The organism is Acinetobacter sp. FB, from assembly GCF_056033405.1.
The window spans coordinates 1,027,611-1,054,191 of sequence record NZ_CM148502.1; the positions used below are offsets into that span (position 1 = coordinate 1,027,611).

Sequence of the window (26,581 nt, forward strand, 5' to 3'; positions counted from 1 at the left end):
CAGACTTTATCCTAGTCCTATCGAGAAAGAAAAGATAGGTGTCGTTATGACTCAACAACCATCTTCATGCTGTTCTAAAAATGAAGTACCGTTTGTGTACGAATATATTGATCCAATTTGCGGTATGACAGTCGCTGAAAACTCGCAGCACTATTTTGATTACCTAGGTATCCGCTATTTATTCTGTTCAGCAGGTTGCCAACAGAAATTCAGCTCAAAACCTGATAATTATTTAAAATCAGATCAAGATCTAAAATTAACATCATCTTGCTGTGCTAATCAGCCTCAACAAAAAGCAGGTTCATGTTGTGAAAGTGAATTAGAGCAGCCTATTGAATTAGCTCAAACCTCTTCTTCTTGTAAGCCTAAGCCAACGAAGCAAAAAATAAGTTCATGTTGTGGTACTAAACCAGAAGTACCATCTATTCAAGATGAAGCTAAAAAATCTTCTTGTTATGGTGGAAAGCATAATCATTCAAGTGAAAGCAATTTAGTTGATACAGAGATTGATCCTGTTTGTGGTATGTCAGTCAAAATCACGACAGATTTAAAAACAGATTATCAAGGTAAAACCTGTTATTTCTGTAATCCATCTTGTTTAGACAAATTTAAAAATGATCCTGATTTTTATCTAATTCCAGTTGATCAGCGTCCTGTACCTGAGGGGGCAATGGATATGGATTATACCTGTCCAATGGATCCTGAAATTGTACAAAAAGGGCCAGGAACTTGCCCAATTTGTGGTATGGCACTTGAGCCGATGCAACCCACTTTGGATGATGGACCAAATCCTGAGTTAGTAGATTTTAGTCGACGTTTTTGGACTACATTACCTTTGAGTTTGTTGGTGATGATCTTGGCCATGGGTTCACATATTCATGCCTTTATTTCGCCACATGTTCAGCCGTGGATTGAACTTCTTTTAAGTTTGCCTGTAGTGCTATGGGCGGGTTATCCCATTTTACAACGTTGTTGGGTGTCCTATAAAACAGGACATCTGAATATGTGGAGTTTAATTGGCGTTGGGGTACTTGCAGCATTTATTTATAGTGTTATTGCCACGATTTTTCCATCATTAATCCCTATTGAAGCGAAAACAGGGCATGGTGTTGCTGTGTATTTTGAAGCAGCATGTATGATTGTTTCATTAAGCTTGTTGGGTCAAATTTTAGAACTAAAAGCACGTTCACAAACAGCAAATTCATTAAAAGCTTTACTACGTTTACAACCTGCTAAAGCGAAACTTGTGCAGCATGATCAAGTTGTTGAAGTAGATATAGCGATGGTCAAACAAGGTGATATTTTGCAAATATCATCGGGTGAGCAAATTCCATTAGATGGTCTAGTAGTTGATGGAAAGACCTATGTTGATGAATCCATGATGACAGGTGAGCCTGTTCCTGTGAAAAAGCAAAAAGATGATCTAGTCATTGGCGGGACAATTAATCAACAAGGCTCTATTCGAATCCAAACAACTGCTGTAGGTACGAACACAACATTAGCCAAAATGATCCAAACTGTCGCTGATGCGCAACGCTCCAAAGCACCATTGCAACGAATTGCAGATGTGGTTGCAAAATATTTTGTGATCGCCGTACTCAGTATTAGTGTGCTGACTTTTATTGCGTGGATGGTATTTGGGAAAGCACAGTTTGATTTAGCCTTAATGTGTGCAGTCGCTGTTTTGATTATTGCTTGTCCATGTGCTCTTGGCTTGGCAACACCGATGTCAGTGATGGCAACCACGGGTCGAGCAGCTCAAAAAGGCGTGTTGTTTAAAGATGCTGAAGCGATTGAAGCTTTAAGCAAAGTAAATACTTTGATTATTGATAAAACAGGAACATTGACCGAGGGTAAGCCAAGTTTAAAAGAGATTCAGTCTTTATCTGAAGTGTATAGCCAGACACAAATTGAGTTATGGATTGCATCGATTGAACAATATTCGACGCATCCAATTGCACAGACATTAACTAAATTAGTTGATCCAAATCAATTGCTGAATGTTTCTGAGTTTGAAGATGTCGCAGGCTTTGGTGTGAAAGGAAACATTGATCACCAGACCCTGTATATTGGCAGTCAGAAGCTTATTGAACAGTTAGCGTTGACCTTAGATGCTGATTTAATCCATGAGTTGGATCAAAAACGTGCACAAGGTGATGTGTTTAGTTTTCTGATGTCAGAAAAAGAAGTGCTTGCCTATATTTCGATTCATGATGCAATCAAACAAAATGCCAAAATTGTGATCGATCAACTACATGCTGATGGAATTGAAGTAATTATGGCAACTGGTGATCATCAGAAAAATGCAAATATGGTTGCAGATACTTTAGGTATTAAAACAGTCTATGGCAATCTTGATCCTAAGCAAAAACTTGAAATTGTGAAACAAGCACAAGCTCAGGGAAAAATTGTGGCAATGGCTGGGGACGGTATCAATGATGCACCAGCACTGGCACAGGCGAATGTTGGTATTGCGATGGGAACAGGAACAGATATTGCCAAGCAAACAGCGCAAGTGACTTTAGTTAAAGGGGACATTCAAGGGGTTGCACAAGCAGTTCATATGGCAAAATTAGGTGTGAGAAATATGAAGCAAAATCTAGCATTCTCTTTTGTTTATAATGGATTAGGTGTTCCTGTCGCAGCAGGTTTATTTTATCCACTAACAGGATTATTGCTCACACCAATGTTTGCTGCTGTAGCAATGTCATTAAGCTCGCTTTCTGTTGTGGTGAATGCTTTACGTTTGAATAAATCATAATTCATTTTTAGAAAAATAAAGCCTCTATTCTCATAAGTTGAGAGTAGAGGCTTTATTTTGACCCAACTGACATCATCAAAATGAATGCAGTCAATTCTATTTCTCTATTTTATCCTTAATTTAAATGAAAACTATTGGGAAATAGCTAAGGATGGATCTAAAGATGCAAAACAATAAATTTAGTCGTGTTGTAAAATCACTTTTTACTTCAAGTATTATCGTATCATCATTATTATTGACGAATGCTAGTCATGCAGCACCTGAAGGTAAACTGGATTTAACACTTTCTGCACATTCACAAAATAAGATTAAACAGCTACTTAACGATCCTAAAACGTGGCAACAAATTCCAAATCAAGTCACTTTATGTGTGTTCTCTCCAAATGGAGAGCATAGTGAGGCTTTTGAACAGGCTACAAGTTACATCACTGAAATTCCACGTATGGTACGTGTAGCCAAACAGTTTGGTGTCAATATGAATGTGACACGACCATCTCATTTACAGTTCAAATTAGATTTTGATTACCCAAAACTTAAAAAATCAGCGTCTACTTTGGTCAATTTAAAAGTTTATACCAATGAAGCAGTATTAACAGAAGATTTCCGTAGTAAACGCTGTGATGGTGCAGGGATTAGTAATCTGCGTGCAAAACAATTTAATAAATTTGTAGGAAGTATTGATGCAATTGGAGCGTTACAAACCTATAAACAATTAAGTTCAGTGATTCAAGTTCTAGCTAATCCAAAATTTGATGAAAAAATGGTGAATAAAGACTATGAGGTTGTGGGTGTTGTACCACTAGGTGCAGCTTATATTATGGTGACTGATCGTAATATTAATACTTTAGCCAAAGCAGCAGGTAAGAAAGTTGCGGTTTTCCAATTTGATGAAACTCAAAAGAAATTGGTACAAAACGTGGGTGCGCAACCTGTCTCAGTTGATTTGGTGACTGTCGGTGGGAAGTTTAATAATAAAGAAGTTGATATCATGGCAGGTCCAGCCATTTTATTTGAACCGCTTGAGCTACAAAAAGGGATGACGGATAAATCGGGCAAAGCTGTTGGCGGAATTATCAAGTTCCCAGTCATTCAAGTCACTGGAACGCTGATTATGCATCGCAATAAATTTCCAGCAGGAATGGGTTCTATTGCGCGTGAAGTTATCTCAAAACAGTTGAATCCAGCATTTGAATTCGTAGATAAAATTGAAGCCAAAATTCCAGATAAATTTTGGCTTAACCTTAACGAAAGTGATAAACCTGGTTATGTTCGATTAATGCGCGAAGCTCGAGTGCAAATGACCAAAGAAGGTTTTTACGATAAAGATATGATGAAGTTGCTGAAACAGGTTCGTTGTTCACAAGATCCAAGCAATTATGAATGCGCTTTGAAAGATGAGTAATAAAATATATCCAAAGAAGTGATCATCTAGTTTGCAGGAGTGATTTACTTTATTTAGATTGATATCTAGTAGGGTAAATCATGAATGTTATTAATAAGATTAAACTTAAATTGCAGAAACAGAATATAAGCTTGAATAAACCAGCAACGTGGCAGGAAATTTTGGCTTTTGAATATAAGCATCAAGTTAAATTATCACCCGTTTTAACAGCTTACTTTTTGGAATTTAATGGTATAGCTGACCGAGATATGGATGATAATTATTTTACGTTCGTGTCGCTGGCCGAATTCCAATCGGTTGAAAGTATTTCAAGCTATTATGATAAAGATAAGTTTTTATATCCTAACTGTTTTGTATTTTCGGACTATCTAATGTGGTGTTGGGGGTATGCGGTACAACTCGATCAGATTGGTTCGGATGGTGTTTTGTATCATGTAGGAGGATCATCAAGAAGAAAAGTTGCAGATTCGTTACAGCATACTTACAACAATATTTAATTAATAGTGATGAACTATTATAAAAAAGATTTAGAAAATTTAATGGGAGTTAATTTAACGGTATAAATTCTATTCAAAATAAATAGTTTATTAAAAAATACTTGAGGTGAAATCATTATTTTTATAATTAAAAAAATTGCTCCAGAGATGCCGCTGCATGGTCGTTACCCTGAACCCGATGAGTTCAAGGTGGAGGTGACGCATACTTACTGGGTTTCCTACTCGGGGTAGGCATACACTCAAAATATACAGGACACATCCATAAATTTAAGTATCGGCAGGGGACTAGACGTACTGGCGAACACCCTAGAGACAGTTTTAGTATAACCGATCTTTACGCGATGACAATCGCTACTTGTAAAGATAATTATTAATTGATGAGGCTTTGTGCAATTTTACTCAACAGTTTGTTCTATATCTTCCAAAATCGTTTGGAGTAAATGCTCACAATGTGCATATTCCTGTAATGATTTGTTTAAGCTAAACACTTCTTGAGCCATTTGTAGTGCCACCATAATGACTAGTTTATTATGTTCAACACGTGGTGCACTACGGCGCATATCATGAAACTTTTGATTTAAAAATTCAGCGGCACGCTCAAGTTCTTCTCGCTTATCTTCAGTCGTGTTTAGACGGAAGGTCTGTTCAATTAAGCGAAGCTCAACAACAATTGGTTCACTCATGATCAGGTTTCCTCTTGGGTTTCAGCATTTGGATGCGCGAGTTGCTGAATTTCTTGTGCATGTTGATCTTGTGCAGTACCTAAAATTGAAAGACGTTGAATAATCGCCTCAACTTTAGATTTTGCCAACTCATTTTTCTGTAGCAAGCGATCACGATCTTGTTGTAAATCTTGAATTTCTTGCTGACTATGACGTTGCTGTGCTTGTAACTTCTCTTTATTTACACGTAAGTCATTACGCTCAGCCAAAATCTCTTGGAAGCGGTTTTTTAAATCAGTGGTGCTTTTCTCTAAACGGCTATAACGTTCCGCTAAAGTTGTTGCATCTTGATTCAGTTGTTTAAATTGATCTTGTAACTGAGACAATTGTTCAGTTAAGTTATCAACTTCTTCCTGCTTTTGCGTGATGATGCTATTTTTCTGCACAACTTGTGCATGGTGGTCAGTTTCAGCTAATTGTTTAGCCTCAGTAAGCGAAGTATTCTCTCGCTCTAAATGATGTAAGCGTGTTTTTAAAACACCAATATGCGCTTGTAGACGCTGTAATTGTTCTAACATAACGAAGGTCGCACAGAGTTGCAATCAAAGGTAATATATACAGCAGTATAGAGATTGGATAAACGAATGCAAGACGATATTTCAGGTTGGACGGAATGGAATGCTCATTTTGATGGGATTGAAGAAATTTCAAGTCCAAGTGAGTTACATGGTTTACTCACAGGTATAGTTTGTGTCACACAAGCGCCAACCACCGATGAATGGTCACAAATTTTAAACACCCTCAACGTGCCAGCTTTACAGCCAGAAGCACTCGAAAGTTTAACGGATGAAGCAGAAGACGTTTCTCATGCTTTGTCAGATGATGAATTAGATTATTTGCCTATGCTTCCAGATGATAGCCATTTGCTTGTAGATCGTGTGCAGGCGTTGTCAGATTGGTGCGCAGGCGTAGTCCTCGGTTTTGGTTTGGCTTCAGGTCATATTCGTGGTGAAGAACAAGAGCTGATTGAACATTTACAAGATGTTGCAGCAGTTGAGTTTGAAGACTCAGATAATGATGAAGAGGGTGAAGAAAGCTATCAGGAATTGTATGAGTTTGTACGTTTGATTCCTGTGAGTTTATCAATTGGTCGCACCAAGATTCCTGTCGCTGAAAGTTCATTATTGAAAAACTTTCATGCCAAAAGCAGAAATCAAGATAATCAGGCGACTGATCCGCAAACGGTTGTCGAAATGTTTACCCCTCATCGTCCGAGTTAACTCGGGCGGTGCCTTAAGCTCTTATAAATAAAGATACTTACAATCATTTATCTTCATCAGAAGGACAATATGAAATTAAGTCAAGCTGATTTCAAACAACGTCGTGATCTTCTTGCTAAACAAATAGGCAGCAATAGCATTGCAATTATTGCGACTCGAGCAGAAATGTATCGTAATCGCGATGCGGATTATAAATATCGTGCAGACAGTAGTTTTTATTATCTAACTGGATTCGCCGAGCCAGAAGCGGTTGCAATCATTGAAACTTTTGAAGAGGGTGAGGAATATAGCTATAGCTTGTTCTGCCGTGAACGTAATCGTGAAATGGAAATCTGGAATGGCTATCGTGCTGGGATTGATGGTGCGATTGAAATCTATGATGCAGATGAAGCGTATGCAATTGATCTGCTTGATGAAGAAATTATCGACAAATTGTTAAATAAACAGCGTCTTTATTATCGTATTGGTCAAAATGCGGAATTTGATGCACGTGTAAGTCAATGGATCCAAAAAGCAGATGCACAGCAGCGTCGTGGTGGCGCTGCACCCGCTGAAGTGGTTCAGTTGGATCGTATTGTTGATGAAATGCGTTTGAAAAAATCAGCAAAAGAAATTGAGTTGATGCAGATCGCAGCCAATATCAGTGCTGAAGCGCATACCCGTGCGATGCAATCGGTTAAACCTGAGATGATGGAATACTCGCTAGAAGCAGAGCTGAATTATATCTTTGGTAAAAATGGTTGTGTACCTGCTTATAACAGCATTGTTGGTGGCGGTGAAAATGCTTGTATCTTGCATTATGTTGAAAATAACAAGCCTTTAAAAGACGGTGATTTAGTTTTGATTGATGCGGCATGTGAATATGAGTTTTATGCATCGGATATTACCCGTACTTTCCCTGTAAATGGCAAGTTTAGTCCTGAGCAAAAAGCACTTTATAATATTGTTTTAGATGCTCAATTGGCTGCCATTGATGCAACTCGTATTGGCAATCACTATAAATATCCACATGAAGTGGCTGTAAAGATTTTAACCCAAGGTTTGGTTGATCTCGGCTTGCTGAGCGGTAATGTGGATGAGTTGGTTGAGAGTGAAGCATTCCGTCAATTCTTTATGCATGGTACAGGCCATTGGCTCGGTATGGATGTACATGATGTGGGTGCTTATAAAACGGGCGAAGACTGGCGTGCTTATGAAGCGGGTATGGTGGTGACCGTTGAACCCGGTCTATATGTCGCACCAGATGATGAAACGGTTGATGCAAAATGGCGCGGTATCGGGATTCGTATCGAGGACGATATTGTCGTGACTGAAAAAGGACCATTGGTTTTGACTAAAAATGTTGTGAAAACCGTTGAGGAGATTGAAGCATTAATGGCTCAAGCAAAATAAAAAATCAAAAGGCTTAAATGGATTTAAGCCTTTTGAAATATAAAGAGAATAATAAAATGAGTGAGTATGCGCCACAGTATACTTTTAAAGAAGGAATAAGGTTGCGGTTATTGTATGTATTATATTCAATGCCAGTGATTTTATTTTTATGGGGTATTTTTGGAATAACTAAAATATCATATTGGTTGGAGTGTTCTCCTTATGGGCGGCAAGTGTTTTTCTATGGTGAATTTGTAGGAATGTATATTTTTTTTGGATGTGTTTCCTTATTTTTTTGGATTAAAAATGATTATCCTGTGATTAAGTTAAAACAATATCCACTACCTCATAAAAAAGTCTTAAGAAAAATAAAATATAAATATGGTTGGCGAGCGGTAATGCCTGTGTTCATTAAATTGATAATTTGTATTTCATTTTTTATTATTTCGATATGGGGATATTTTCAGGCAACCATTATAATTAACAATAATATTAATGTAATAGAGCAGCAGAGTTGGACGGTGTTGTGTGAAAATAAGAGTAAATGATCAAAAGAAATTAAAATGCTATCAAATATGCAATAACACCAAAAAATACACTAATGAAATTGGAAATCGCGACGGTTTTGTCTTTTATTAAGATGCCATACTATACCCAAAGTGTGTAATTTATCGCGATAGAGGAGGGTTAAAACGAATTAACGTTATCATCTTCTGAATATAAAAAACATATATTGTAAGTAATTACAGTTGCAACGATTGCGAGCGATTTGAGATAAGGGTTTTCTCTATAGTGTCTAATTTCTTTTTTATATGATAGAAGACTTTTAAGTGGGAGCACATCATTGCTGAATGTTTTTAATAAATTAGCTACAAAGATGATAAGTTCGGAAACAAGAAAAAAGTATTTAATTTTTAAGTCTAATTTGAATGTAATTTGAAAAAAATAGACCAAACAAAGTACAAATTCCAATCCTGATTTGAGTTAGAGTAAGATAGTCCCGAAACATCAAGTCATGAAAAACTGATAAGGAATAATATTATGCAGCAACAAGTCATCATTGTCGGTGGAGGTATGGTTGGACTCAGTCTTGCTTTAATGTTGGCAAAATCTAATATCGCAGTAAAGTTATTAGAAGCTGTGAAATATCCGAATTACGATGACGAAAACGTTGCGCCTTATCATTCTAGCTTTGATGCGCGGAATACCGCACTGTCACGTCGTAGTGTACAGATTTACCAAAAGTTAGGCTTATGGGAAGCACTTCAACAACATGCCACGCCGATCTTACAAGTGCATATTACCGAGGAGGGGAGTTTTGGTAAGGCGCGTTTAGTTGCAGAACAAGAAAAAGTAGAAAGCTTTGGACAAGTGATTGAAAACGCATGGTTGGGTCGTGTATTGCTCACCCAAGTTCGTCAGCAGCCATTGATTGAGTTGATTGATGGTGTGCAAGTGACCTCATTGACGCAAGATGCAGATTACGTACAAATTGAAGCGATGCGTAATGGTGAATATATCCACTCCTTAAAGTCCAAGTTAGTGATTGCGGCGGATGGTCGTGATTCATTCTGCCGCCAAGCGATTGGTGTAGGTGTGGATGAACATGATTATGACCAAGTGGCGATCGTTACTACGGTACAGACCTCTAAACCCCATCAGCACGTTGGCTTTGAACGGTTTAGTGCATTAGGACCATTGGCCTTGTTACCATTACCGGGTGAATACCGCCGTTCAGTGGTGTGGCCTGTGAAAAAAGGTACTGAAGCTGAATGGTTGGGTGAAGAAAATGATCAACACTTCTTAGATGCCCTACAAGAAACTTATGGCGATCGTGCGGGTAAATTTGAAAAAACGGGTAAACGTTTTAGTTATCCATTGTCACAAGTTCTGGCTCACAAGCAGGCGGTTGGTCGTGTAGTTCTCATGGGTAATGCAGCGCATACAATACATCCTGTTGCAGGGCAAGGCTTTAACCTTTGTTTACGTGATGCTGATGTATTGGTTCGCTATTTATTAGAACAGCTAGCGAAGTCTGATGATATTGGTCATCCTGATAATTTATTGGCTTATGAGCAAGCACGTTTAACAGATCAGCAGCGTGTGATTAAGTTCTGTGATTCAGTTGTGCGTGGTTTTAGTAATCAAAATCCGCTTCTTAAATTAATAAGAAATACAGGATTGATTGCATTTGATGTGATTCCTGGAATTAAGCCTTTGGTTGCGAACTATGCGATGGGGCTAAAAGCATGAGTGAAATGTTAGATGTCGTCATTGTTGGTGGTGGATTAGTCGGTGGTTTAACAGCTTTGTTGCTAGCACAAGCTGGCGTGCAAGCAACTGTATTGGATGCTGCACCAGTGCTAGATCAAGAAAAGACATTGGCTGTAATGAATCCTCGAGTATTGGCACTGAGTCAGGCGACGATTCACTTACTTAAAACAGTGGATGTCTGGAATGATTTAGCGCGTCAAATGCCCTATTCAGGTATGCAAGTCTGGAATAAAAATGGCTATGGCGAAATTAATTTTGGACATGCTTCAGAACAGCAACCACAGTCAGATCAGGCTTTGGGGTCAATGGTTGAACCCAGTGTTTTGAATGTGACGATTCAACAAAAAATGTTGCAGCAGCTCAAAGATTACCGAACTCAAGTTAAAGTTGTTCGAATTGAACAGATTCCGCAAGGCTGGTCAATTCAATTGGCAGATGGCACAACACTAAAAACCAAGTTGCTGGTTGGTGCAGATGGTGCGAATTCTTTTGTACGTGAGCAAGCGTATATTGATCTAGATGTCTTGGATTATAAGCAAGCCGCGATCAGTTGTTCGATTAAAACCACTCAGCCGAATCACTATGTGGCACGACAAATTTTCCTACCGACGGGTCCATTGGCTTATTTGCCGATGGCGAGCCTTGATCCACAAGAGAACGGCTATTGGCAGTCGATTGTTTGGACTTTACCTGATGATTATGCCGATGAATATTCAGCATTAAATGATCAAGACTTTATGCGCTTACTGACTCAAGAAAGTCTGCAAATGTTGGGAGAAGTGGTTGAGGTGCGTTCTAGAGCACAGTTCCCACTAAAAGCTCGCGCTGCCCAGCGTTATATTAAATCTGGTTTAGCCTTGATTGGCGATGCAGCACATGTAATTCATCCTTTGGCTGGTCAAGGTGTAAATATTGGCTGTCTGGATGCTGCGGTATTGTGTGATGTTCTACTGCATGATTTAAAACGCGGTGTGTGGGCCAATGAGCAAACTCTATTGCGTTATGAACACCAACGTAAAGGTCAGAATGATGCCATGATGCACAGTATGTCCGCGATTGGTTGGTTGGAAAGTTCAGAATTATTTCCCTTTGTTTGGGCACGGAACTTTGGTCTAAAACAAGTTGAACAATTCGATTGGTTTAAAGATCGCTTTATGCGACAAGCGAATGGATTAGGGGCGTTACAGCACACTCGTTACGCTTGCTAAAAAACAGTAGATATTTTTTAAACAATCATTTATAAATCAGAGTGAATTTGGTTATAAAAAGCACAATTTAATGAATATTTTGCTTTGATAAATGAGAAGAGCTTGTTAAATTTCATCAAGTTCTGATGACCAAATAACGATGATGAGAGTTTAGTCATTGTGGGGAGAGTAATATGACGGAAATGAATGATTACGACGAAAACACTGAAGATTCTGCGGTAGACGATGAAGAAGCGAAAGCTGCAGAAAGTGGTGCGGATAGCGAAGAGTCAAGTGCCAATGATGCAGATTTGGCTGAAGCAGAAACCTTAACAGTAACTGCCAAACAGAAACAACGCCAAGCTCTAGAAGATGAGGTTGCAGCGTTTTTGGCACGTGGTGGGCGTATTACCGAAGTGCCACCGGGTGAGACCCACGAATAATTTATGCATAAAAGAAGCCTAATCATAGGCTTCTTTTTATTGAATTAAAGTATTAAAGTAAATAGGATTCTGTGTTTACTATATTATTAATTTATTGAAATATTTTTCTTATCTTTCATAGTCGAACTCTTGCTAATCAATCCTCCAATTGCACCCATTAAATTGCTCATTAGCCAGTTTATAATAAACCAAACAATTGTTTTGATAGTTGCCAGTAGTTACGAAAAGAGAGCAGTTGAAAGTTGATAAGGATTAAAATTAAAACCATAAATTGTCATGATTAAGGTGCTTTTTTATGTTGGTGAGATTCATGCTCACATTCAAGTGGTTGATGTAACTCCTTTAAAATACCACATTGCTGAATTGTACGATGTTGAGAACATTGCTGTTTTAGGTGATAAAGATCTTGCTTGAGATGTTCTAGATTTTTTATTTTCTGAGAAACTTCATCAAGATATTGGTCTATTAGATGATCTACTTCCATACATGTTTGATCTGGATTTGCGGATAGTTCTTTGAGTTTTTGAATATCGTGTAGTGTAATTCCAAGCTCCCGACAATGTTTTAGAAATAAAACCTCTGAAAGCATCTGTTCAGAGTAATAGCGATAATTTCCAGCACTTCTTTTTGCTTTTTCAAGCAATCCAATTTTTTCATAATAACGAATGGTATCGACTGAAACACCAGTCTCTTTTGCTAATTGTCCAATCGTAAGATTAATCATGCTTGACTCTGGAGTTACTCTAGGGTTTTAAATCACTATAAAAGATTATGTGAGAAAAGTCATGGCAGGATGTGGATGCAATACAGCATGTGCCCCACCAAAAAACATTAGCCCAAAATTTAGAAAAGCACTTTGGATTGCTTTAGTTTTAAATGCACTGATGTTTTTTGTTGAGATTATTGGTGGTTCACATGCACGTTCTGTGTCGTTATGGGCAGATGCATTAGATTTTGCAGGTGATGCTGCCAACTATGCCATCTCATTGGCAGTGTTGTCGATGACCTTGTATTGGCGGGCGACAGCGGCTTTGTTAAAAGGTATTACCATGGCTGCGTTTGGCATTTTCGTTATGATGAAAGTGATGTGGACATGGTGGCTTGGGATCACGCCTGAACCGATGCTGATGGGAACGATTGGTGTACTTGCATTAGTCGTGAATGTGGTTGTTGCATTAATGCTTTATGCATTCCGTGATGGTGATGCAAATATGCGGTCAGTATGGCTTTGTAGCCGTAATGATGCGATTGGTAATATTGCGGTGGTTATCGCTGCGGTGGGGGTATTTGGGACAGGAACCATGTTTCCAGATTTAATTGTTGCTTTTATCATTGCATATTTAGGTGTTTCATCTGGTTTGAGTGTCATTCAACAAGCCAGAGCAGAAAGAAAAATAGACCCAAATACTTTCGGTACAAAAGCTTAAAAGAGATTGTTTTGATACTTTATTTTAACAAAGGTGTAGATTTCACAGAAATCTACACCTTTGTTTTTTTTAATCTTTTTGAGTGAGTTCTAAAGCACGTTGATAAGCAACTTTCTTTTTGATACCTGTCAAATCAGCAGCCAATTGAGATGCTGCCTTGACTGATAAATCTTGTAATAAGCGTTTTAGCAACTCATCCAATTTATCTTGTTCCATGTCTTTTTCAGCAGTGGCACCACCCACCACGACTACAATTTCACCTTTCTCTTGGTTGTGATCATTTTCAATAAAAGTGACCAACTCTTTTAAAGTCATTTTTTTAATAGTTTCAAAGGTTTTTGTGATTTCACGAGCAAAACCTACAGGACGATCTTCACCAAATACCTCAGCCATATTTTTAATACTATCTAAAATACGATGTGGTGCTTCATAGAAAATGAGTGTTTGTGTCTCATCTTTTAGTTTTTCAAGTTGGCTAATTCGTTGCGAAGCCTTTGACGGTAAGAAACCTTCAAAACTAAAGCGATCACTTGGTAAACCTACAGCACTCAAAGCTGCAATTGCAGCACAGGCACCTGGTACTGGAATGACGCGGATATTATGTTCTTGTGCTGCGCGTACTAACTTAAATCCAGGGTCACTAATTAACGGTGTTCCCGCATCACTAATCAGAGCAATACTTTCACCATTTAACATTCTTTGTATAAGTTGATCAATTTTGTTACTTTCATTGTGATCATGGCACGCTGTTAACGGTGTTGAGATAGTATAGTGTTTAAATAATTGAGCAGATTGACGAGTGTCTTCTGCCGCAACCACCGATACAGACTTTAAAATATCAATCGCACGAAAGGTCATGTCATCTAAGTGCCCAATCGGGGTTGCTACAACAAATAATTGAGCACTCATAAAAGGTAACTCCCTCATGTATTACAAAAAATATTGTTTGCTGCTAGGTTTGGCAGCGCTTGTGAGTCCTGTATATGCGGACATACTCGTGATTCTACCTGAATCGGGTACGATGGCGCGAGCGAGTCAAAGCATCAAACGTGGTTTTCTGAGTGCTTATACAGCATCTGGCAATAAAGAAAAAATTATTTTTGTAGATTCAACTAAAAATAGTATCGATACGATTTTTAAGAAAAAAATAGATCACAACGTCCATTTGATTGTTGGGCCCTTACTACGAACTGAAATTGAAGAGGTGACTCAAATGAATCCTCAAATTCCTGTGCTTGCTTTAAATGATGTTAATACTCAAAGTGATAAGGTATGGCAATTTAGCCTAGCAAAGCAACAAGATGCGGCAGCATTAAATCATCGTTTTCAAAAAGATCGCATCAAAAAGCTTTTTATCGTTCGAGAAACAGGAACTGAGTCAGCAACAGAACTTTTGCTCTCTGCACTAAAGGATCAATTTGCATCAGAAACAGAATTTGTTGATGAAATACCACAAAAACGATCAAGTAAAGAAGGGGTATTATTGTTAGGGAGTCACCATTGGTTGGAACAATTAGGTACATTACCCGAAAAGAATATTTACGTCACACCGATGAGTATTGAGCAGGGACAATCTATTCCAATCGGTTTAAGTTTTTGTGATACACCGGCGCTATATAATGGACAATGGGCAGATTTAATCGAAGCCTATAAGAAACAACCAGAAACAATGGCATTTCAACGTTTATTAGCTTTTGGAGGAGATGCTTGGACGATAAGTCAACAATTATTAGAAAACCCTGAGCGTAAATTCTCCTTTGAAGGACGTACAGGTACGATTAGCGTTAAAGATGGAAAAATTGATAGGCAACCTTTTTGTTATCAACAACAAAAAAATGAAATTCAAATTTTAAAATAAAAATGGTCGTAGTATGACAGAAGATATTGTTGAGGATTTGGGGCGTTGGGCAGAACAAAAAGCAAGGGAATTATTGGAATTAGAAAATTACCAATATGTAAATCAAAATTATCATTCTAGATATGGTGAAATTGATCTGATTGTAAGATCAGGTAAAGAGCTTGTTTTTGTTGAAGTAAAGGCTAGATCTTTAGGGAGTTATGCGACCGCTTGTGAAGTTATTACTCGCGCGCAACAACGTAAAATCATTAAAACAGCACAATTTTTTTTACAAAAACATCCTAGTTATGATGATTTTGATTGTCGTTTTGATGTGATTTGTTTTGATTTTCCAAAGAAATTTGCAAAAACAGTACAACCAGATTTTTCCAAATTGCAGTATGATCAGCAATGGATTCAACATGCGTTTACTTTAGATTGAGTAATAATTTATTATTTTTTAAGATAAATGCCAAAGATTTAACAAGTTTGAAGATAGGGAGTCTTGCCAAGTGTTAAAACGTTTAACGATTACGTTACTTTGCGCTGCAAGTTTATCAGGATGTGCGAGTTTTATTTCAGGTGGTACAGGAACTTCGCCGATTGGTACTGAAAGTGGTGAACGTAGTTTAGGGCAGGTTTTTATTGATTCCTCAATTAAACGCACTGCAAATATTAATTTGTATAAATTGGATCATCGCTTTAAGCAGTCACGAATCAATATTGAAAGTTTTCATAGTAATGTTTTATTAACAGGGCAAGTTCCTGATCCTTATTTGAAACAATTAGCAGAAGACAATTTAAGAGCGATGAGTGATGTAAAAGCTGTGCATAATTACATTACTGTTGGTGATAAAGTAAATTACAACACGATTATGCAGGACTCTACTGTGACTGCAAATACTCGTGGTTTGCTAATGAGAGCACCTGTTGTATCTGACAGTAAAGTATTAGTTCATACTGAAAATGGCATCCTTTATGTGATGGGGCGTTTAAATACTGCTGAGATAAGAGATTTAGATGATGTCTTACAAAAAGTTGGTAATGTGAGTAAAATCGTGACACTGATTGATAATATTGATCAACCATCTGGAACGGTAGCAAGTGCTACAGCAGCAACACCGATGATTGGTGGTGCTTCAACACAACCTTTAGTTGAAACTCCAGTTGCAATTGATCCCGATCAGACTGAACCAGCGACTATTACTCCGACTAAACCCTAATCTATGAAGCAACTTATTCAACAAGTACAAGAAAATGTTATACGGGCGAAAAACTTTTATCAGGAATTTCGCCTATATGATTTAGCAAGCTATTCGATGAATTATCTGACGCCAAAGGATACTTTTGAAAAAGAAGAACATCTTGCTTATGGGTTAAAAGCCAGAAATCGACTGGATCTTTATCGAACCAAGAATCCAAAGAAACAAAAACCTTTGATTGTTTTTGTACATGGTGGATCCTGGCAACATGGTAATAAGAGAGATTATTTATTCATTGGTGAAACCTTTGCTCGAGAAGGTTTTGATGTTGCTGTTATTAATTATCAACTTGCTCCAGAGAATATCTTTCCAGCATTTGTCGATGATCTAGCGCAAGCGATTCATTATTTGAATCAAAATAAAGCGAAGCTGAATATTTCAACCGATAACATCATTTTGATGGGACATTCTGCGGGTGCCTTTAATGTGATGTCTGTGGTGTATTCTGCTCAGCCTCAGCAATTTAAATATACAGATAATATTAAGGCAATTGTGGGTTTGGCTGGTCCGTATCATTTTGACTATAAAGATGATCCTTTATCTGAACATGCTTTTGATCAAAAAACATCGTATCAACAAGTGATGCCGTATTATTTTATCAATCCGAATAAGATTAAACATTATTTACTGATGGCTGAGAATGATCAGTTGGTTGGTAATCATAATAGTTTCGATCTTGATAAGGCATTGAGAGAAAAGGGTAATCATAGCCATGTGATGATTATTCCTAAGACTGGACACATTACGATTGTGGCGACTTTGGCCAGTTTTGTAAGCCATTACTTCAAAACCAAGCGAACGATTTTGCATTTCTTAGATGAAGCTTTAGAAGATTAAATAAAAAAGCATCTTGATTAAGATGCTTTTTTATTCTCAATGATTTGCATAATCATTGCATGTGCAATACTACCTTTAAATGGAATTTCAGGTAGTTGATCAAACTTAAAGAATTGAGCCTCGCTAATTTCTTCCACTTGTAATTGAATATCACCTGAATCATATTCAGCATGAAAAGCAATCATTAAATTACTTGGAAATGGCCACGGTTGGCTCGACATATAACGAATATTTTTTAGTTTTAAACCGACTTCTTCAAAAGCCTCTCGTTGCACAGCTTCTTCTAATGTTTCACCGACTTCAACAAATCCGGCAATTAGCCCGTACATATTACTTTTATTATGCGCTGATTTCGCAAGTAAGATTTCATCATCACCTTTTGTAATGATTGTAATAATACAAGGCTGAACGCGAGGATATTGATGATAGCCACAAGCAGGGCAAACCATTGCATATTCTTTAGCATGAATTTCAGTCATATGACCGCAATGGCTACAGAATTTATGGTTACGTCGCCATTCTAATAGTTGGACAGCTCGACTAGCTTGAAGAAATTCTGTAGTTGACCATGACTGAATCAGTTCACGGATTGGAACGAGCTGATAGCCATCGGGAATGGCTTCATTTTCAAGTAGATCACGCGCGATCACGTGATCATTATGATTCAAGGGTAAATCACTTGCTAACTTTTCAACTTCTGGCAGTTGAAGATTTTGGTCGACTAGCAGTTTTTGGTGTTGAAAAATATAAGCAAGTGATAGTTGAGTCATTATGCGGCTATGTTTTGTAATTGCTGACTGCTTGATAATGCCACATCAAACATAGATTGCAATACAGGTTGCTTATTCTTCAGGTTATCAACGAGTAAATCTAAACCAGCAACAACATTTAGAATGCAGTTAATTTGCTCAGCATCAATCGCTTCGTTCTGATTCAAACGATGCTGTGCAAAATGTGCTGCACCTAACAGTGCAGTTTGTTGAGCAGAGCTACCTAAGAATAACGCAGCGCCTGATAACTCATTCAGATATACAGGAAGGGCTTCTAATGTATTAGCTGTTGGATCTTGTACATACAAACTCAAGGTTTGAGTCAATGTTTCAATCAAAGTCTTAGTTTCAGTCAACAATGCTCGATGAGCTTCATCTAAACGATCTAAAGAAATTTGCATATTGTTGACGCGTAATTGTAAACGACTTGAAGTGTAATTACGCTCTAAGATACCGATTGAATTCATCGATGCCAAAATACTATTCATTAACTGTTGAATAGAAGTTGCATCAGTTAATGTATTCGGTTGACTCAGTTTTTCAGCTTGCTGAGTTAATTCTTTAGCTGCTTCATTTAAGTTAAGTACCTTAAATACATTAGAAAGTTGAGTTAACTTTTGCTGTAGTTCTTGGGTTTTTTCAGCTGACATATTTTGATGGTTATACTCAATTTCATTACGAATTTGAGCCATTTCATTTGTCATTAATTGACTGATTGTATGTACTGTTTCATAGTCAGGGCCGTATAAATGACGACTCAAAACTTGAAGTTGAGTATCACTGAGCAATTCATCACCAATATTCAATTGTTGACGAATGTGTTGTGATAAATCATCTTCTTGACTAATGCAGATCGTCAAAATATCTGCCAAGTCAGCAATACTGTTTTGATAAGTTGTTGGTTGAGCCAAGAATTTTGCAATATTCGTTTCGATTTGAATAAGCGTACGTAAACGTGCCTCTGTAATAAGAAGTTCATCAATATGACCTAAGCCAACATTGACCAATTGCCAATACTGCTGACTAGGCAGATTGTTAGCTAAACCCGCAAGATAAACACCAACAAGCTTAATTCCCTGTAAATCGAGAGGAGATTCACTTTGTTTGATTAGCTTGTTTAAGCACAATTTATAAAGCTGATGGATATACTGCGACTGTTCCAAACTTGGTGCTTGTGGCAAATTAAAGTTTGGTGTCATGAAATCCAGTAAAGGTTGGAGTGTTTGACCTTCTTTGGTAATTGGCTTGCCTAAAGCTTTCTCCAAGCGATTAAGCGTATCAATTAAGAACTGAGGTACTTTGACTTCACGTAAACAAATAAACTCAATATAGCGTTTTAACATCGTTGTACCTTCACTGAGAGCAACGACATCGCTAGTTTTAATTTGTTGAGGTTGAGCCATGATTTGACGCATAAGCTCAGCTGAATATTGAGTGATTTGTGCCAAATGAGGCATATCAATTAATGCAAGTACTTGTGTGCATTGTTCGAACTGATTAAGTGCGTCATCAATACCAAAAGGCAATGCTTGTTCTTCGGCAAGCGTATTGACTGCTGTCTCCACCAATTTAATCGAATTGTCGATCTCATTTTTTATTATTAATAATGCAGTTGGGTCGAAATGAATCGAGGTTTGGTAAGACATATGACCTACACCTTTCCTAAGTTGTTATATCCATGAACCTCCTAGAATAGGAGGCAAAATCATTAACAGTTAATATAACTTAAGTTTGAAAACTTGAAATACAAAAAATTACACTCAACAGCAAATTTATTTTGCAAAAAGGCAAGCGCTTCCATGTTTTTGCTCAAATTGTTTGACCCAAGTCTCATGTTCATTTAGTTCATGTTCTGATGGATAGATAATTGGTAAATCTACTTCGATACGAGAACGAGTAGTTTTATTTTGGTTCTGTTCATTTTGTGAAAGAGCATCCATATCAAAAGAAACTTGTCCACCCGTCATTGCGAGATAAACATCAGCCAAAATTTCAGCATCGAGTAACGCACCATGGAAGGTACGATCACGTGCAGGAATTTCATAACGGCGAACTAAAGCATCTAAAGAGTTCTTTTGCCCAGGATGTTTATTTTTAGCTAAAGCCAGTGTATCTGTAACTTCGCAAACATCTGATAATAATGGCAGACCAACACGTTTGAACTCCATATTTAGGAAGTTCATATCGAATGTCGCGTTATGCGCAATAATTTCAGCGCCTTGTAAAAAATTAAACAGTGTGTCAGCAATTTCTGCATATTTAGGTTTATCTTGCAAAAACTCATCGCTGATACCGTGAATATCTTCAGAGTCACCTACAGGTTTTTCTGGATTGATATAAATATGAATTGAGCTTCCTGTAAGTTTACGATTGATCATTTCAATCGCACCAACCTCAATAATACGGTCACCATCTTGGAAATAGAAACCTGTAGTTTCAGTATCCAAAATAAGTTGGCGAGGGCCTTGCAACTGTACTTTTGCCTCAGTAATGACAATTTGAGGATGAGTTGTCGTTGTTGATGTATTTGGGCTTGCTGAGTGACTTATTACAGCTACATTAGGATTAATTTCCTCGATACTGATCTCTTCGACTTCTTCAACCAAGTTATCAATATCTTCATCAAGGTCGAGACCAAATGGGTCATCTAATAACCAGTCAGATTCAGGCTTTTTTGTATCAGCGTTAGCCTGCACGAGAGATTTCATTTGTTGAGCCGTTTGTTCGGCACCGAGATTGGCCAATTGATCAGCCATTTCATTACCAGCATGTCCAGCATGCCCTTTGATCCAATTCCATTCAATTTTTCGGTTAGCGCAAACAGCATCTAACTTTTTCCATAAATCAGGATTTTTAACATCTTTCCAATTTTTCTTTTTCCAACCATGAATCCATTCAGTAATACCTTGTTTAACGTAATTGGAATCTGTCCAAATAATTAGATGTGCGTCTGCAGGGCAGAAACTTACCCCTTCAATTGCAGCTTGCAGTTCCATTCTGTTATTGGTTGTTTCAGGTTCTCCGCCACAAAGTTTATGTTCACCCTGTTCGGTAATGATATATGCACCCCAACCACCTAAACCTGGATTGCCTTTACATGCGCCATCAACATAAAGTGTGATTGTTTGAGACATAGTTGAACCTAAAGTTAAAAGTTTGTGTTGTATTGCGAGATTACATTCATAAAAAACGACGTTTTATTTGAATGCGTGTAGCTAGAGTTTAGCACTCTAGCTAGAGAAGTTATATTTTAAAGCTTAATTCGGGTGTTGAACGGTTACAAAACTCATATTTTTTAATTTCTTGTAACATTTCCATGCAAATCACGTTAAATTATTGCCTTGTCTAAGTGACATGCTTTACTACAATGGCAAATCAAAGAAATAAACTAGCGTGAGTTGACTGGAAGTTTTTATGTATAAATCGAACACATTGGTGCTGCAAACATCTGCAACATCATTATTCAAAATCACTGTACTCACTTCTGCTCTAACTGCGTTGGGAATCACGACAGGTTGTTCCTCAACTCCACAGTCAAATAAAGTATCATCATCTAAGCAAGTTGGTTCAGGTTATTTGGATGCAAGTAGTTTAGATTCTTTAGAAGATTTATTATCAGCTACCGATATGCGCGCTGTTGAAGGTGATCGTTTATTGGTACTGAAACATGGTGATGTGTGGAAGCGAATGACAGTTGGATTCAAAATGGATTTAAACCATTGGGATTCTCGTATTGAAGCACAACGTAGTTGGTTTATTTCTCGTCAACCATATTTAGATCGCTTAAGCGCGCGTGCCAGTCGTTATTTGTATCACACAGTTAAAGAAGCTGAACGTCGTGGTATGCCAACCGAATTGGCTTTACTTCCTGTTATTGAAAGTTCTTACGACCCCGCTGCAACCAGTAGTGCAGCAGCAGCAGGTCTATGGCAATTTATCCCAAGTACGGGACGTATTTATGGTTTGCAGCAAACCAGTCTATATGATGGTCGCCGTGATGTGGTTGAGTCGACACGCGCTGCTTATGAGTTTTTAGGCAGTTTATATAATCAATTTGGTTCTTGGGAATTAGCTTTGGCTGCTTATAACGCAGGACCGGGTCGTATTCAACAGGCGATTAACCGTAACCGTGCAGCAGGATTACCAACGGATTACTGGTCGTTAAAACTTCCGCAAGAAACCATGAACTATGTTCCACGCTTCTTGGCTGTTGCTCAAATTATTAAAAATCCAGGTTCTTATGGCGTAAGTTTACCGCCTATCGCAAACCGTCCACACTTCCGTGAAGTTGGTTTGGCTGCACCTTTGGATATGAATCAAATTGCTTCAATTACAGGCTTAAGCCGTGCCGAATTGTATGCTTTGAACCCTGCTCATCGCGGTGAAACTGTTGATCCAATGAGCCCAATGCGTATTTTAATTCCTGCAGATTTAAGTCCGTCAGTTGATACGAAATTGCGTTCTGGAAAAGTAAGTTCAGGTGGTTTCTGGGCAAGCAATAGCCAACCACCTGCAATGAATAACAATACACCTAATGTCGCTACCACCACAGTTCGAACCAATATCAACTCTGGTCAGACGATTACACCGTCAACTAAGACACCACCGCCTTTAACAGCAAGTAATACAGTAGTAACGCGCCCAACAACATCAACGTTGACTAAAACCAATACACCACGAGGTTCTGATGCATTAGCTTCATTTGCTGCTGCTGCCGATGTGCCTAGTGCACCGCGTATTCCTGTCGCGATTACACCAGCGGAAAACGTAAAGCCAGTTAAGATTGAGCCGCCGATTTCGGTTAAAGAGCGTGAACAAATTATTGCCGCTGTAAAAGAAACGGGTGAGAAGAAAACAGTTACTCAAGTATTAGAACCACAAGCGACACAAGCTGAAAAAGATCAAGTTGTTGCTGAAATCAAAGCGATTGCACCTCAAGGTACAGAAATTGTCGATCCATTTGATGGCAAGATTAAATTAACAGCAATTCAAACCAGCCAATCTGTTGCTGATCAGAAAGGTGTTGAAGTCAGCAAGGGCTTTGCTTATCCAAAAAACTTAGTTGAAGATGCAGCGACAGCAAATAGTGAAGATGCTAAACGCAATCAAGGAAAGCCGTATATTAAAACGGATACGGATGTTGTTGTGGTTGCTCCGAAAGGAAAACGTAGCACTTATGTCGTTTTACCGGGTGATACCTTGGCTTTGATTGCACAAAAAAATGGCGTCAATTGGCGTGATATCGCAACATGGAACCAGATTGATCCGACTGGAACTTTATTTGTAGGTGCAAGCCTGTATTTATATGACGCAAAACCACAGGTTGTTGAGGCTGTAAAAGTCGTTGAGCGTAAACCTGAGAGTTATGTCGTACAATCAGGGGATAATCTTACCAATTTAGCAACCCGTTTTGATTTAACTTTAAAACAGTTAGCAGACTATAATAATTTATCAGTGACAGATAATTTATTTGTTGGCCAAAAACTAACGCTCAAAGAACCAAAAAACAATCCACGGAACACTCAATTAAACGCGGCACAACAATCAACTCGCGCTGTCGAAAATAAAGCAACGACGATGCAAAAGGTTGCCACGAAATCTTATACAGTGAAGCGTGGCGAATATTTAAAACTGATTGCAGATCGTTATGCTTTATCTAATCAAGAATTGGCTGGTTTAACTTCTGGTTTGACTGCAAGTAGCAATTTATTTGTTGGGCAAAAAATTAACGTACCGCTGCATGAGGTTTCAAAAACAGAAGAAAATGTTGAACCTAAAAGTACGGTTAAATATGAAAATGTAACAGCATCAAGTAACTATAAGACAGAGTCTTATATCGTACAGCGTGGTGATACTTTATCGAGTATCGCAACAAAATCTAAAATTACATTGAGTGAATTGGCTGAACTGAATAACTTCAAAGCAAACAAAAGTGTTCGTTTAGGGCAAGTTTTAAAAGTGCCAGCAGGTTCAACGATTCCTGAGCAATATGTCGTGCAATCTGGTGATAGCCTTAATGCGATTGCAAATAAATATGAGCTGACAGTAAATTATATTGCTGATTTAAATGGTTTAGAACGTACAGCAGGTGTCCGCGTTGGTCAAAAGCTCAAGCTAACTGGTGATGTCCCGAGTAAAAATAATCTCAGTGCAAATAGCAAGTTAAAAGAGAAAGAGCGTGAAGAAACTGCGCCAGATGTTTATACCGTAAAATCAGGTGATACTTTAAGCAACATCGCGAGTCGTTATTATTTACAACTAGATTATGTAACTGCTTTAAATGGTCTATCTCGTGGTAGTAGTGTTCGTGTTGGGCAAAAGCTAAAACTTACGGGTGATGTACCAAAAGCCGAATCAGCAAAATCTGAAAATAGTAAAAACAGTGCTAAGTCTACGCCAAGCAAGAATACAGAAAAATATACGGTGAAGGCGGGTGAGTCTCTAAATAGTATTGCGAACCGTTTTGGACTGTCTGGTCGTGAATTGGCTGAGTTAAATGATTTGAAAGCGAATGCAAGTTTGCAACGCGGTCAAAGTATTTCAGTACCTAAAACAGTGACTGAATACAAAGTAAAACGTGGTGATACTTTGATTGGTCTAGCAAGTAAATATGGTATGGACACCAGTGCACTTGCTGAAATGAATGATTTCACTCCAAGTACACAACTACGTATTGGTGATGTGATTAAAGTTCCAAATCTGTAATTAGGAATGAATCAGTTTGTTTTAGTTAAAAGGCTTAGTCTATTCTGTGGGCTAAGCCTTTTTGCTCATTTCGCATGCGCTACTATGCGGACGACACCTTATTTAGCAATGCATGTTCAGCCCAAATATGCAAAGTTAAATGCGATGCCTTATGCCAATCCGAATGCACCTAAAGGGGGAATGCTCAGTCAATCTAGTTTAGGCACATTCGATAATTTAAATAGCATGAATGGCAAAGGGAGTTCTACGGAAGGTGTAAATTATCTTTTTGATAGTTTGATGGATCGCGCTTTAGATGAGCCTCGGGTCATGTACCCATTATTAGCTGAAAAAGTGAGTTACGACCCTGATCATCTTAAAGATGTGACCTTCCATTTGAATCCGCAGGCCCGTTTTAACAATGGTCAGCCCTTGACCGCAGAAGATGTTAAATTCACCTTTGATACCTACCAAACCAAAGCCAATTTAGGCTTTCAAATGTATTTGTCTGATTTAGAAAAAACAGAAGTGCTTTCTAAGTATCAGGTCAAATTTATTTTTAAGTCTAAGAATAATGTGGAAATGCCACTGATTTTGGCGAGTCTACCCATCTATTCAAAATTGGATTGGAAAAATAAAGATTTTACGCGTGTGACATTACAACCGATTGTCGGTTCAGGGCCTTATATTGTTGAGCGAATTGATGCAGGGCGGAGTATCACCTATAAACGCAGTCCAAACTATTGGGCCAAGGATTTGCCAGTCAATAAAGGGCGTTATAATTTTGATCGACTCAAATATGTGTATTATCGAAATTTAGATGTTAGTTTTGAGGGTTTTAAATCTCGCCAATTTAATTTATATGAAGAAAAAAATATTCGTAATTGGATGACAGCTTATCATTTTCCCGCCGTGCAAGCAGGTCAGATCAAAAAATATAAAGCACGTTTGGGGACACCGCTCGATATTCAAAGCTTGGTGTTTAATATTCGTCGTGCTCCTCTAAATGATATTTATCTTCGTCAGGCACTCACATATGCCTATGATTTTGAATGGCAAAATAAAGCTTTATTCTTTAATCAAAATCAGCGTTTACAAAGCTATTTCGATAATACTGATCTGGCTGCTACGGGTCGACCAAGTTCGGCAGAGTTAAAAATTTTGAATTCTGTCAGGGCTCAGCTGCATCCACTCATGCGACAAGGTGTGTTAGCAGATTGGCATTATCCTGTTTCTGATGGCAGTGGTTTCAATCGGCAGAGTTTATTGGTTGCACAAAAGATTTTAAAAGATGCTGGCTATGTGATTCATCGTAATCAGTTATATGATCGACAGGGCAAAGCGGTTCGTATTGAATTATTAATGCAGCAAGAAAATCCACAACGTGAGTTGATGCCTTTTGTGCGTAATTTGAATCGTTTGGGAATCCAAGTTAACCTCAGACAGGTGGATGTTCCGCAATATATGGAGCGAATCCGTCATCAAGATTTCGATATGATGATGTTGAAATTGCCACAGACATTGACACCCGGTAAAGAGCAAGCCCAGTTTTGGGGGAGTACTGCTGCGGATGAAGCAGGAAATTATAACTATTCAGGGATAAAGAACCCTGCAATAGATCAGATGATTAACAAAATTGTCGCTGCAAAAACCCGAGAAGAAGTAGTCTTGTATACTCATGTACTCGACCGTTTATTACGTGCAGGGTATTATCAAATTCTGACCTACGGTAAACCTGAGCGATGGTTTGCTTATTGGGATATCTATCAGCAACCGAAAATAAAACCGAAACTTTCTGTAGGGTGGGAATATTGGTGGGTGGATCGTGTAAAAGCTAATAAACTCGATCAACCAATACGAAAATCTGACTTAAAATAATGAAGGATC

General features: G+C 38.1%; 22 protein-coding genes, 1 other RNA gene and 1 pseudogene. 16 read left to right on the forward strand and 8 right to left on the reverse strand.

Annotated elements, in window-relative coordinates:
• Nucleotides 1–46 precede the first annotated feature (46 nt).
• The 3 genes and pseudogenes from AC0JIQ_RS04745 to AC0JIQ_RS04755 all read left to right on the forward strand — a co-directional run bounded on the left by AC0JIQ_RS04745 (nucleotide 47) and on the right by AC0JIQ_RS04755 (nucleotide 4,683).
• Nucleotides 47–2,761 carry a heavy metal translocating P-type ATPase gene (locus AC0JIQ_RS04745; protein ID WP_474202793.1) on the forward strand — a complete coding sequence of 905 codons (2,715 nt, stop codon included), beginning with the start codon at nucleotides 47–49 and terminating at the stop codon, nucleotides 2,759–2,761.
• Nucleotides 2,762–2,924: 163 nt separating this feature from the next.
• Nucleotides 2,925–4,163: a putative solute-binding protein gene (locus AC0JIQ_RS04750; protein ID WP_004663180.1), complete on the forward strand. Its 1,239-nt coding sequence runs from the start codon at nucleotides 2,925–2,927 to the stop codon at nucleotides 4,161–4,163.
• Nucleotides 4,164–4,243: 80 nt separating this feature from the next.
• A pseudogene (locus AC0JIQ_RS04755) lies at nucleotides 4,244–4,683 on the forward strand (SMI1/KNR4 family protein).
• 111 nt (nucleotides 4,684–4,794) lie between these two features.
• Here AC0JIQ_RS04755 and ssrS read toward each other — a convergent pair.
• From ssrS to AC0JIQ_RS04770, 3 genes are all read right to left on the reverse strand, one after another.
• A non-coding RNA gene (ssrS, locus tag AC0JIQ_RS04760) (6S RNA) lies at nucleotides 4,795–4,976 on the reverse strand.
• Nucleotides 4,977–5,055: 79 nt separating this feature from the next.
• A complete protein-coding gene (locus AC0JIQ_RS04765) occupies nucleotides 5,056–5,343 on the reverse strand; it encodes a cell division protein ZapA (RefSeq protein ID WP_474202794.1) in 288 nt (95 codons plus the stop codon).
• Between the two features lie 2 nt (nucleotides 5,344–5,345).
• A complete protein-coding gene (locus AC0JIQ_RS04770; protein ID WP_005217581.1) occupies nucleotides 5,346–5,900 on the reverse strand; it encodes a hypothetical protein in 555 nt (184 codons plus the stop codon).
• A 66-nt stretch (nucleotides 5,901–5,966) separates the two neighbouring features.
• On the opposite strand from AC0JIQ_RS04770, the gene AC0JIQ_RS04775 reads away from it, so the two are divergent.
• The 6 genes from AC0JIQ_RS04775 (at nucleotide 5,967) to AC0JIQ_RS04800 (ending at nucleotide 11,877) form a co-directional block, all read left to right on the forward strand.
• Nucleotides 5,967–6,602 carry a UPF0149 family protein gene (locus tag AC0JIQ_RS04775; protein WP_474202795.1) on the forward strand — a complete coding sequence of 212 codons (636 nt, stop codon included), beginning with the start codon at nucleotides 5,967–5,969 and terminating at the stop codon, nucleotides 6,600–6,602.
• A 69-nt stretch (nucleotides 6,603–6,671) separates the two neighbouring features.
• Nucleotides 6,672–7,994 carry a Xaa-Pro aminopeptidase gene (gene pepP / locus AC0JIQ_RS04780; RefSeq protein ID WP_474202796.1) on the forward strand — a complete coding sequence of 441 codons (1,323 nt, stop codon included), beginning with the start codon at nucleotides 6,672–6,674 and terminating at the stop codon, nucleotides 7,992–7,994.
• A gap of 56 nt (nucleotides 7,995–8,050) precedes the next feature.
• Nucleotides 8,051–8,521 carry a hypothetical protein gene (locus tag AC0JIQ_RS04785; protein ID WP_474202797.1) on the forward strand — a complete coding sequence of 157 codons (471 nt, stop codon included), beginning with the start codon at nucleotides 8,051–8,053 and terminating at the stop codon, nucleotides 8,519–8,521.
• Between the two features lie 493 nt (nucleotides 8,522–9,014).
• Complete coding sequence (gene ubiH / locus AC0JIQ_RS04790) at nucleotides 9,015–10,226, forward strand: 2-octaprenyl-6-methoxyphenyl hydroxylase (RefSeq protein ID WP_474202798.1); 1,212 nt, start codon at nucleotides 9,015–9,017, stop codon at nucleotides 10,224–10,226.
• Nucleotides 10,223–11,455, forward strand: a complete 1,233-nt coding sequence (locus AC0JIQ_RS04795; protein WP_474202799.1) for an FAD-dependent monooxygenase — start codon at nucleotides 10,223–10,225, stop codon at nucleotides 11,453–11,455. Before ubiH ends, AC0JIQ_RS04795 begins: the two co-directional genes overlap by 4 nt.
• Before the next feature lie 173 nt (nucleotides 11,456–11,628).
• Nucleotides 11,629–11,877, forward strand: a complete 249-nt coding sequence (locus tag AC0JIQ_RS04800) for a hypothetical protein (protein ID WP_004663162.1) — start codon at nucleotides 11,629–11,631, stop codon at nucleotides 11,875–11,877.
• Between the two features lie 280 nt (nucleotides 11,878–12,157).
• On the opposite strand, the gene AC0JIQ_RS04805 is transcribed toward AC0JIQ_RS04800, so the two are convergent.
• Complete coding sequence (locus tag AC0JIQ_RS04805) at nucleotides 12,158–12,601, reverse strand: MerR family transcriptional regulator (protein WP_474202800.1); 444 nt, start codon at nucleotides 12,599–12,601, stop codon at nucleotides 12,158–12,160.
• Nucleotides 12,602–12,662: 61 nt separating this feature from the next.
• On the opposite strand from AC0JIQ_RS04805, the gene AC0JIQ_RS04810 reads away from it, so the two are divergent.
• Entirely contained in the window at nucleotides 12,663–13,304 is a 642-nt protein-coding gene (locus AC0JIQ_RS04810; protein WP_474202801.1) for a cation efflux transmembrane domain-containing protein, read from the forward strand.
• Between the two features lie 69 nt (nucleotides 13,305–13,373).
• Here the strand turns inward: AC0JIQ_RS04810 and rsmI are convergent, their stop codons facing one another.
• Nucleotides 13,374–14,213: a 16S rRNA (cytidine(1402)-2'-O)-methyltransferase gene (gene rsmI / locus AC0JIQ_RS04815; protein ID WP_474202802.1), complete on the reverse strand. Its 840-nt coding sequence runs from the start codon at nucleotides 14,211–14,213 to the stop codon at nucleotides 13,374–13,376.
• A 16-nt stretch (nucleotides 14,214–14,229) separates the two neighbouring features.
• Between rsmI and AC0JIQ_RS04820 the strand changes: the two genes are divergently transcribed.
• The 4 genes from AC0JIQ_RS04820 (at nucleotide 14,230) to AC0JIQ_RS04835 (ending at nucleotide 17,240) form a co-directional block, all read left to right on the forward strand.
• Nucleotides 14,230–15,162: a penicillin-binding protein activator gene (locus AC0JIQ_RS04820; RefSeq protein ID WP_474202803.1), complete on the forward strand. Its 933-nt coding sequence runs from the start codon at nucleotides 14,230–14,232 to the stop codon at nucleotides 15,160–15,162.
• Nucleotides 15,163–15,175: 13 nt separating this feature from the next.
• Complete coding sequence (locus AC0JIQ_RS04825; RefSeq protein WP_474202804.1) at nucleotides 15,176–15,583, forward strand: YraN family protein; 408 nt, start codon at nucleotides 15,176–15,178, stop codon at nucleotides 15,581–15,583.
• A 70-nt stretch (nucleotides 15,584–15,653) separates the two neighbouring features.
• Nucleotides 15,654–16,364 (forward strand): BON domain-containing protein, encoded by a 711-nt coding sequence (locus tag AC0JIQ_RS04830; protein WP_050040524.1) that lies wholly within the window; start codon nucleotides 15,654–15,656, stop codon nucleotides 16,362–16,364.
• Nucleotides 16,365–16,367: 3 nt separating this feature from the next.
• Nucleotides 16,368–17,240 (forward strand): alpha/beta hydrolase, encoded by an 873-nt coding sequence (locus AC0JIQ_RS04835; protein ID WP_004663150.1) that lies wholly within the window; start codon nucleotides 16,368–16,370, stop codon nucleotides 17,238–17,240.
• A gap of 17 nt (nucleotides 17,241–17,257) precedes the next feature.
• On the opposite strand, the gene nudC is transcribed toward AC0JIQ_RS04835, so the two are convergent.
• The 3 genes from nudC to dnaQ all read right to left on the reverse strand — a co-directional run bounded on the left by nudC (nucleotide 17,258) and on the right by dnaQ (nucleotide 21,144).
• Complete coding sequence (gene nudC / locus AC0JIQ_RS04840; protein WP_346509746.1) at nucleotides 17,258–18,010, reverse strand: NAD(+) diphosphatase; 753 nt, start codon at nucleotides 18,008–18,010, stop codon at nucleotides 17,258–17,260.
• Entirely contained in the window at nucleotides 18,010–19,656 is a 1,647-nt protein-coding gene (locus AC0JIQ_RS04845; RefSeq protein WP_241281681.1) for a chemotaxis protein, read from the reverse strand. The genes nudC and AC0JIQ_RS04845 overlap by 1 nt, the downstream gene beginning before the upstream one ends.
• 126 nt (nucleotides 19,657–19,782) lie before the next feature.
• Nucleotides 19,783–21,144, reverse strand: a complete 1,362-nt coding sequence (dnaQ, locus tag AC0JIQ_RS04850; protein ID WP_474202805.1) for a DNA polymerase III subunit epsilon — start codon at nucleotides 21,142–21,144, stop codon at nucleotides 19,783–19,785.
• Nucleotides 21,145–21,424: 280 nt separating this feature from the next.
• Here dnaQ and AC0JIQ_RS04855 point away from each other — a divergent pair, with 280 nt between their 5' ends.
• Nucleotides 21,425–24,715, forward strand: coding sequence for a lytic transglycosylase (locus AC0JIQ_RS04855; protein WP_474202806.1), 3,291 nt, complete (start codon nucleotides 21,425–21,427; stop codon nucleotides 24,713–24,715).
• Nucleotides 24,716–24,721: 6 nt separating this feature from the next.
• The gene (locus AC0JIQ_RS04860) at nucleotides 24,722–26,572 is read left to right on the forward strand and encodes an extracellular solute-binding protein (RefSeq protein ID WP_474202807.1); all 1,851 of its coding nucleotides are present in this window, start codon (nucleotides 24,722–24,724) and stop codon (nucleotides 26,570–26,572) included.
• Nucleotides 26,573–26,581 lie beyond the last annotated feature (9 nt).

Excerpts from the sequence above, each read along its gene's own strand:
- AC0JIQ_RS04745 (WP_474202793.1), top strand. The coding sequence starts at position 47 with ATGACTCAACAACCATCTTCATGCTGTTCTAAAAATGAAGTACCGTTT.
- AC0JIQ_RS04750 (WP_004663180.1), top strand. The coding sequence starts at position 2,925 with ATGCAAAACAATAAATTTAGTCGTGTTGTAAAATCACTTTTTACTTCA.
- AC0JIQ_RS04765 (WP_474202794.1), bottom strand. The coding sequence starts at position 5,343 with ATGAGTGAACCAATTGTTGTTGAGCTTCGCTTAATTGAACAGACCTTC.
- AC0JIQ_RS04770 (WP_005217581.1), bottom strand. The coding sequence starts at position 5,900 with ATGTTAGAACAATTACAGCGTCTACAAGCGCATATTGGTGTTTTAAAA.
- AC0JIQ_RS04775 (WP_474202795.1), top strand. The coding sequence starts at position 5,967 with ATGCAAGACGATATTTCAGGTTGGACGGAATGGAATGCTCATTTTGAT.
- pepP (WP_474202796.1), top strand. The coding sequence starts at position 6,672 with ATGAAATTAAGTCAAGCTGATTTCAAACAACGTCGTGATCTTCTTGCT.
- AC0JIQ_RS04785 (WP_474202797.1), top strand. The coding sequence starts at position 8,051 with ATGAGTGAGTATGCGCCACAGTATACTTTTAAAGAAGGAATAAGGTTG.
- ubiH (WP_474202798.1), top strand. The coding sequence starts at position 9,015 with ATGCAGCAACAAGTCATCATTGTCGGTGGAGGTATGGTTGGACTCAGT.
- AC0JIQ_RS04795 (WP_474202799.1), top strand. The coding sequence starts at position 10,223 with ATGAGTGAAATGTTAGATGTCGTCATTGTTGGTGGTGGATTAGTCGGT.
- AC0JIQ_RS04800 (WP_004663162.1), top strand. The coding sequence starts at position 11,629 with ATGACGGAAATGAATGATTACGACGAAAACACTGAAGATTCTGCGGTA.
- AC0JIQ_RS04805 (WP_474202800.1), bottom strand. The coding sequence starts at position 12,601 with ATGATTAATCTTACGATTGGACAATTAGCAAAAGAGACTGGTGTTTCA.
- AC0JIQ_RS04810 (WP_474202801.1), top strand. The coding sequence starts at position 12,663 with ATGGCAGGATGTGGATGCAATACAGCATGTGCCCCACCAAAAAACATT.
- rsmI (WP_474202802.1), bottom strand. The coding sequence starts at position 14,213 with ATGAGTGCTCAATTATTTGTTGTAGCAACCCCGATTGGGCACTTAGAT.
- AC0JIQ_RS04820 (WP_474202803.1), top strand. The coding sequence starts at position 14,230 with ATGTATTACAAAAAATATTGTTTGCTGCTAGGTTTGGCAGCGCTTGTG.
- AC0JIQ_RS04825 (WP_474202804.1), top strand. The coding sequence starts at position 15,176 with ATGACAGAAGATATTGTTGAGGATTTGGGGCGTTGGGCAGAACAAAAA.
- AC0JIQ_RS04835 (WP_004663150.1), top strand. The coding sequence starts at position 16,368 with ATGAAGCAACTTATTCAACAAGTACAAGAAAATGTTATACGGGCGAAA.
- nudC (WP_346509746.1), bottom strand. The coding sequence starts at position 18,010 with ATGACTCAACTATCACTTGCTTATATTTTTCAACACCAAAAACTGCTA.
- AC0JIQ_RS04845 (WP_241281681.1), bottom strand. The coding sequence starts at position 19,656 with ATGTCTTACCAAACCTCGATTCATTTCGACCCAACTGCATTATTAATA.
- dnaQ (WP_474202805.1), bottom strand. The coding sequence starts at position 21,144 with ATGTCTCAAACAATCACACTTTATGTTGATGGCGCATGTAAAGGCAAT.
- AC0JIQ_RS04855 (WP_474202806.1), top strand. The coding sequence starts at position 21,425 with ATGTATAAATCGAACACATTGGTGCTGCAAACATCTGCAACATCATTA.
- AC0JIQ_RS04860 (WP_474202807.1), top strand. The coding sequence starts at position 24,722 with ATGAATCAGTTTGTTTTAGTTAAAAGGCTTAGTCTATTCTGTGGGCTA.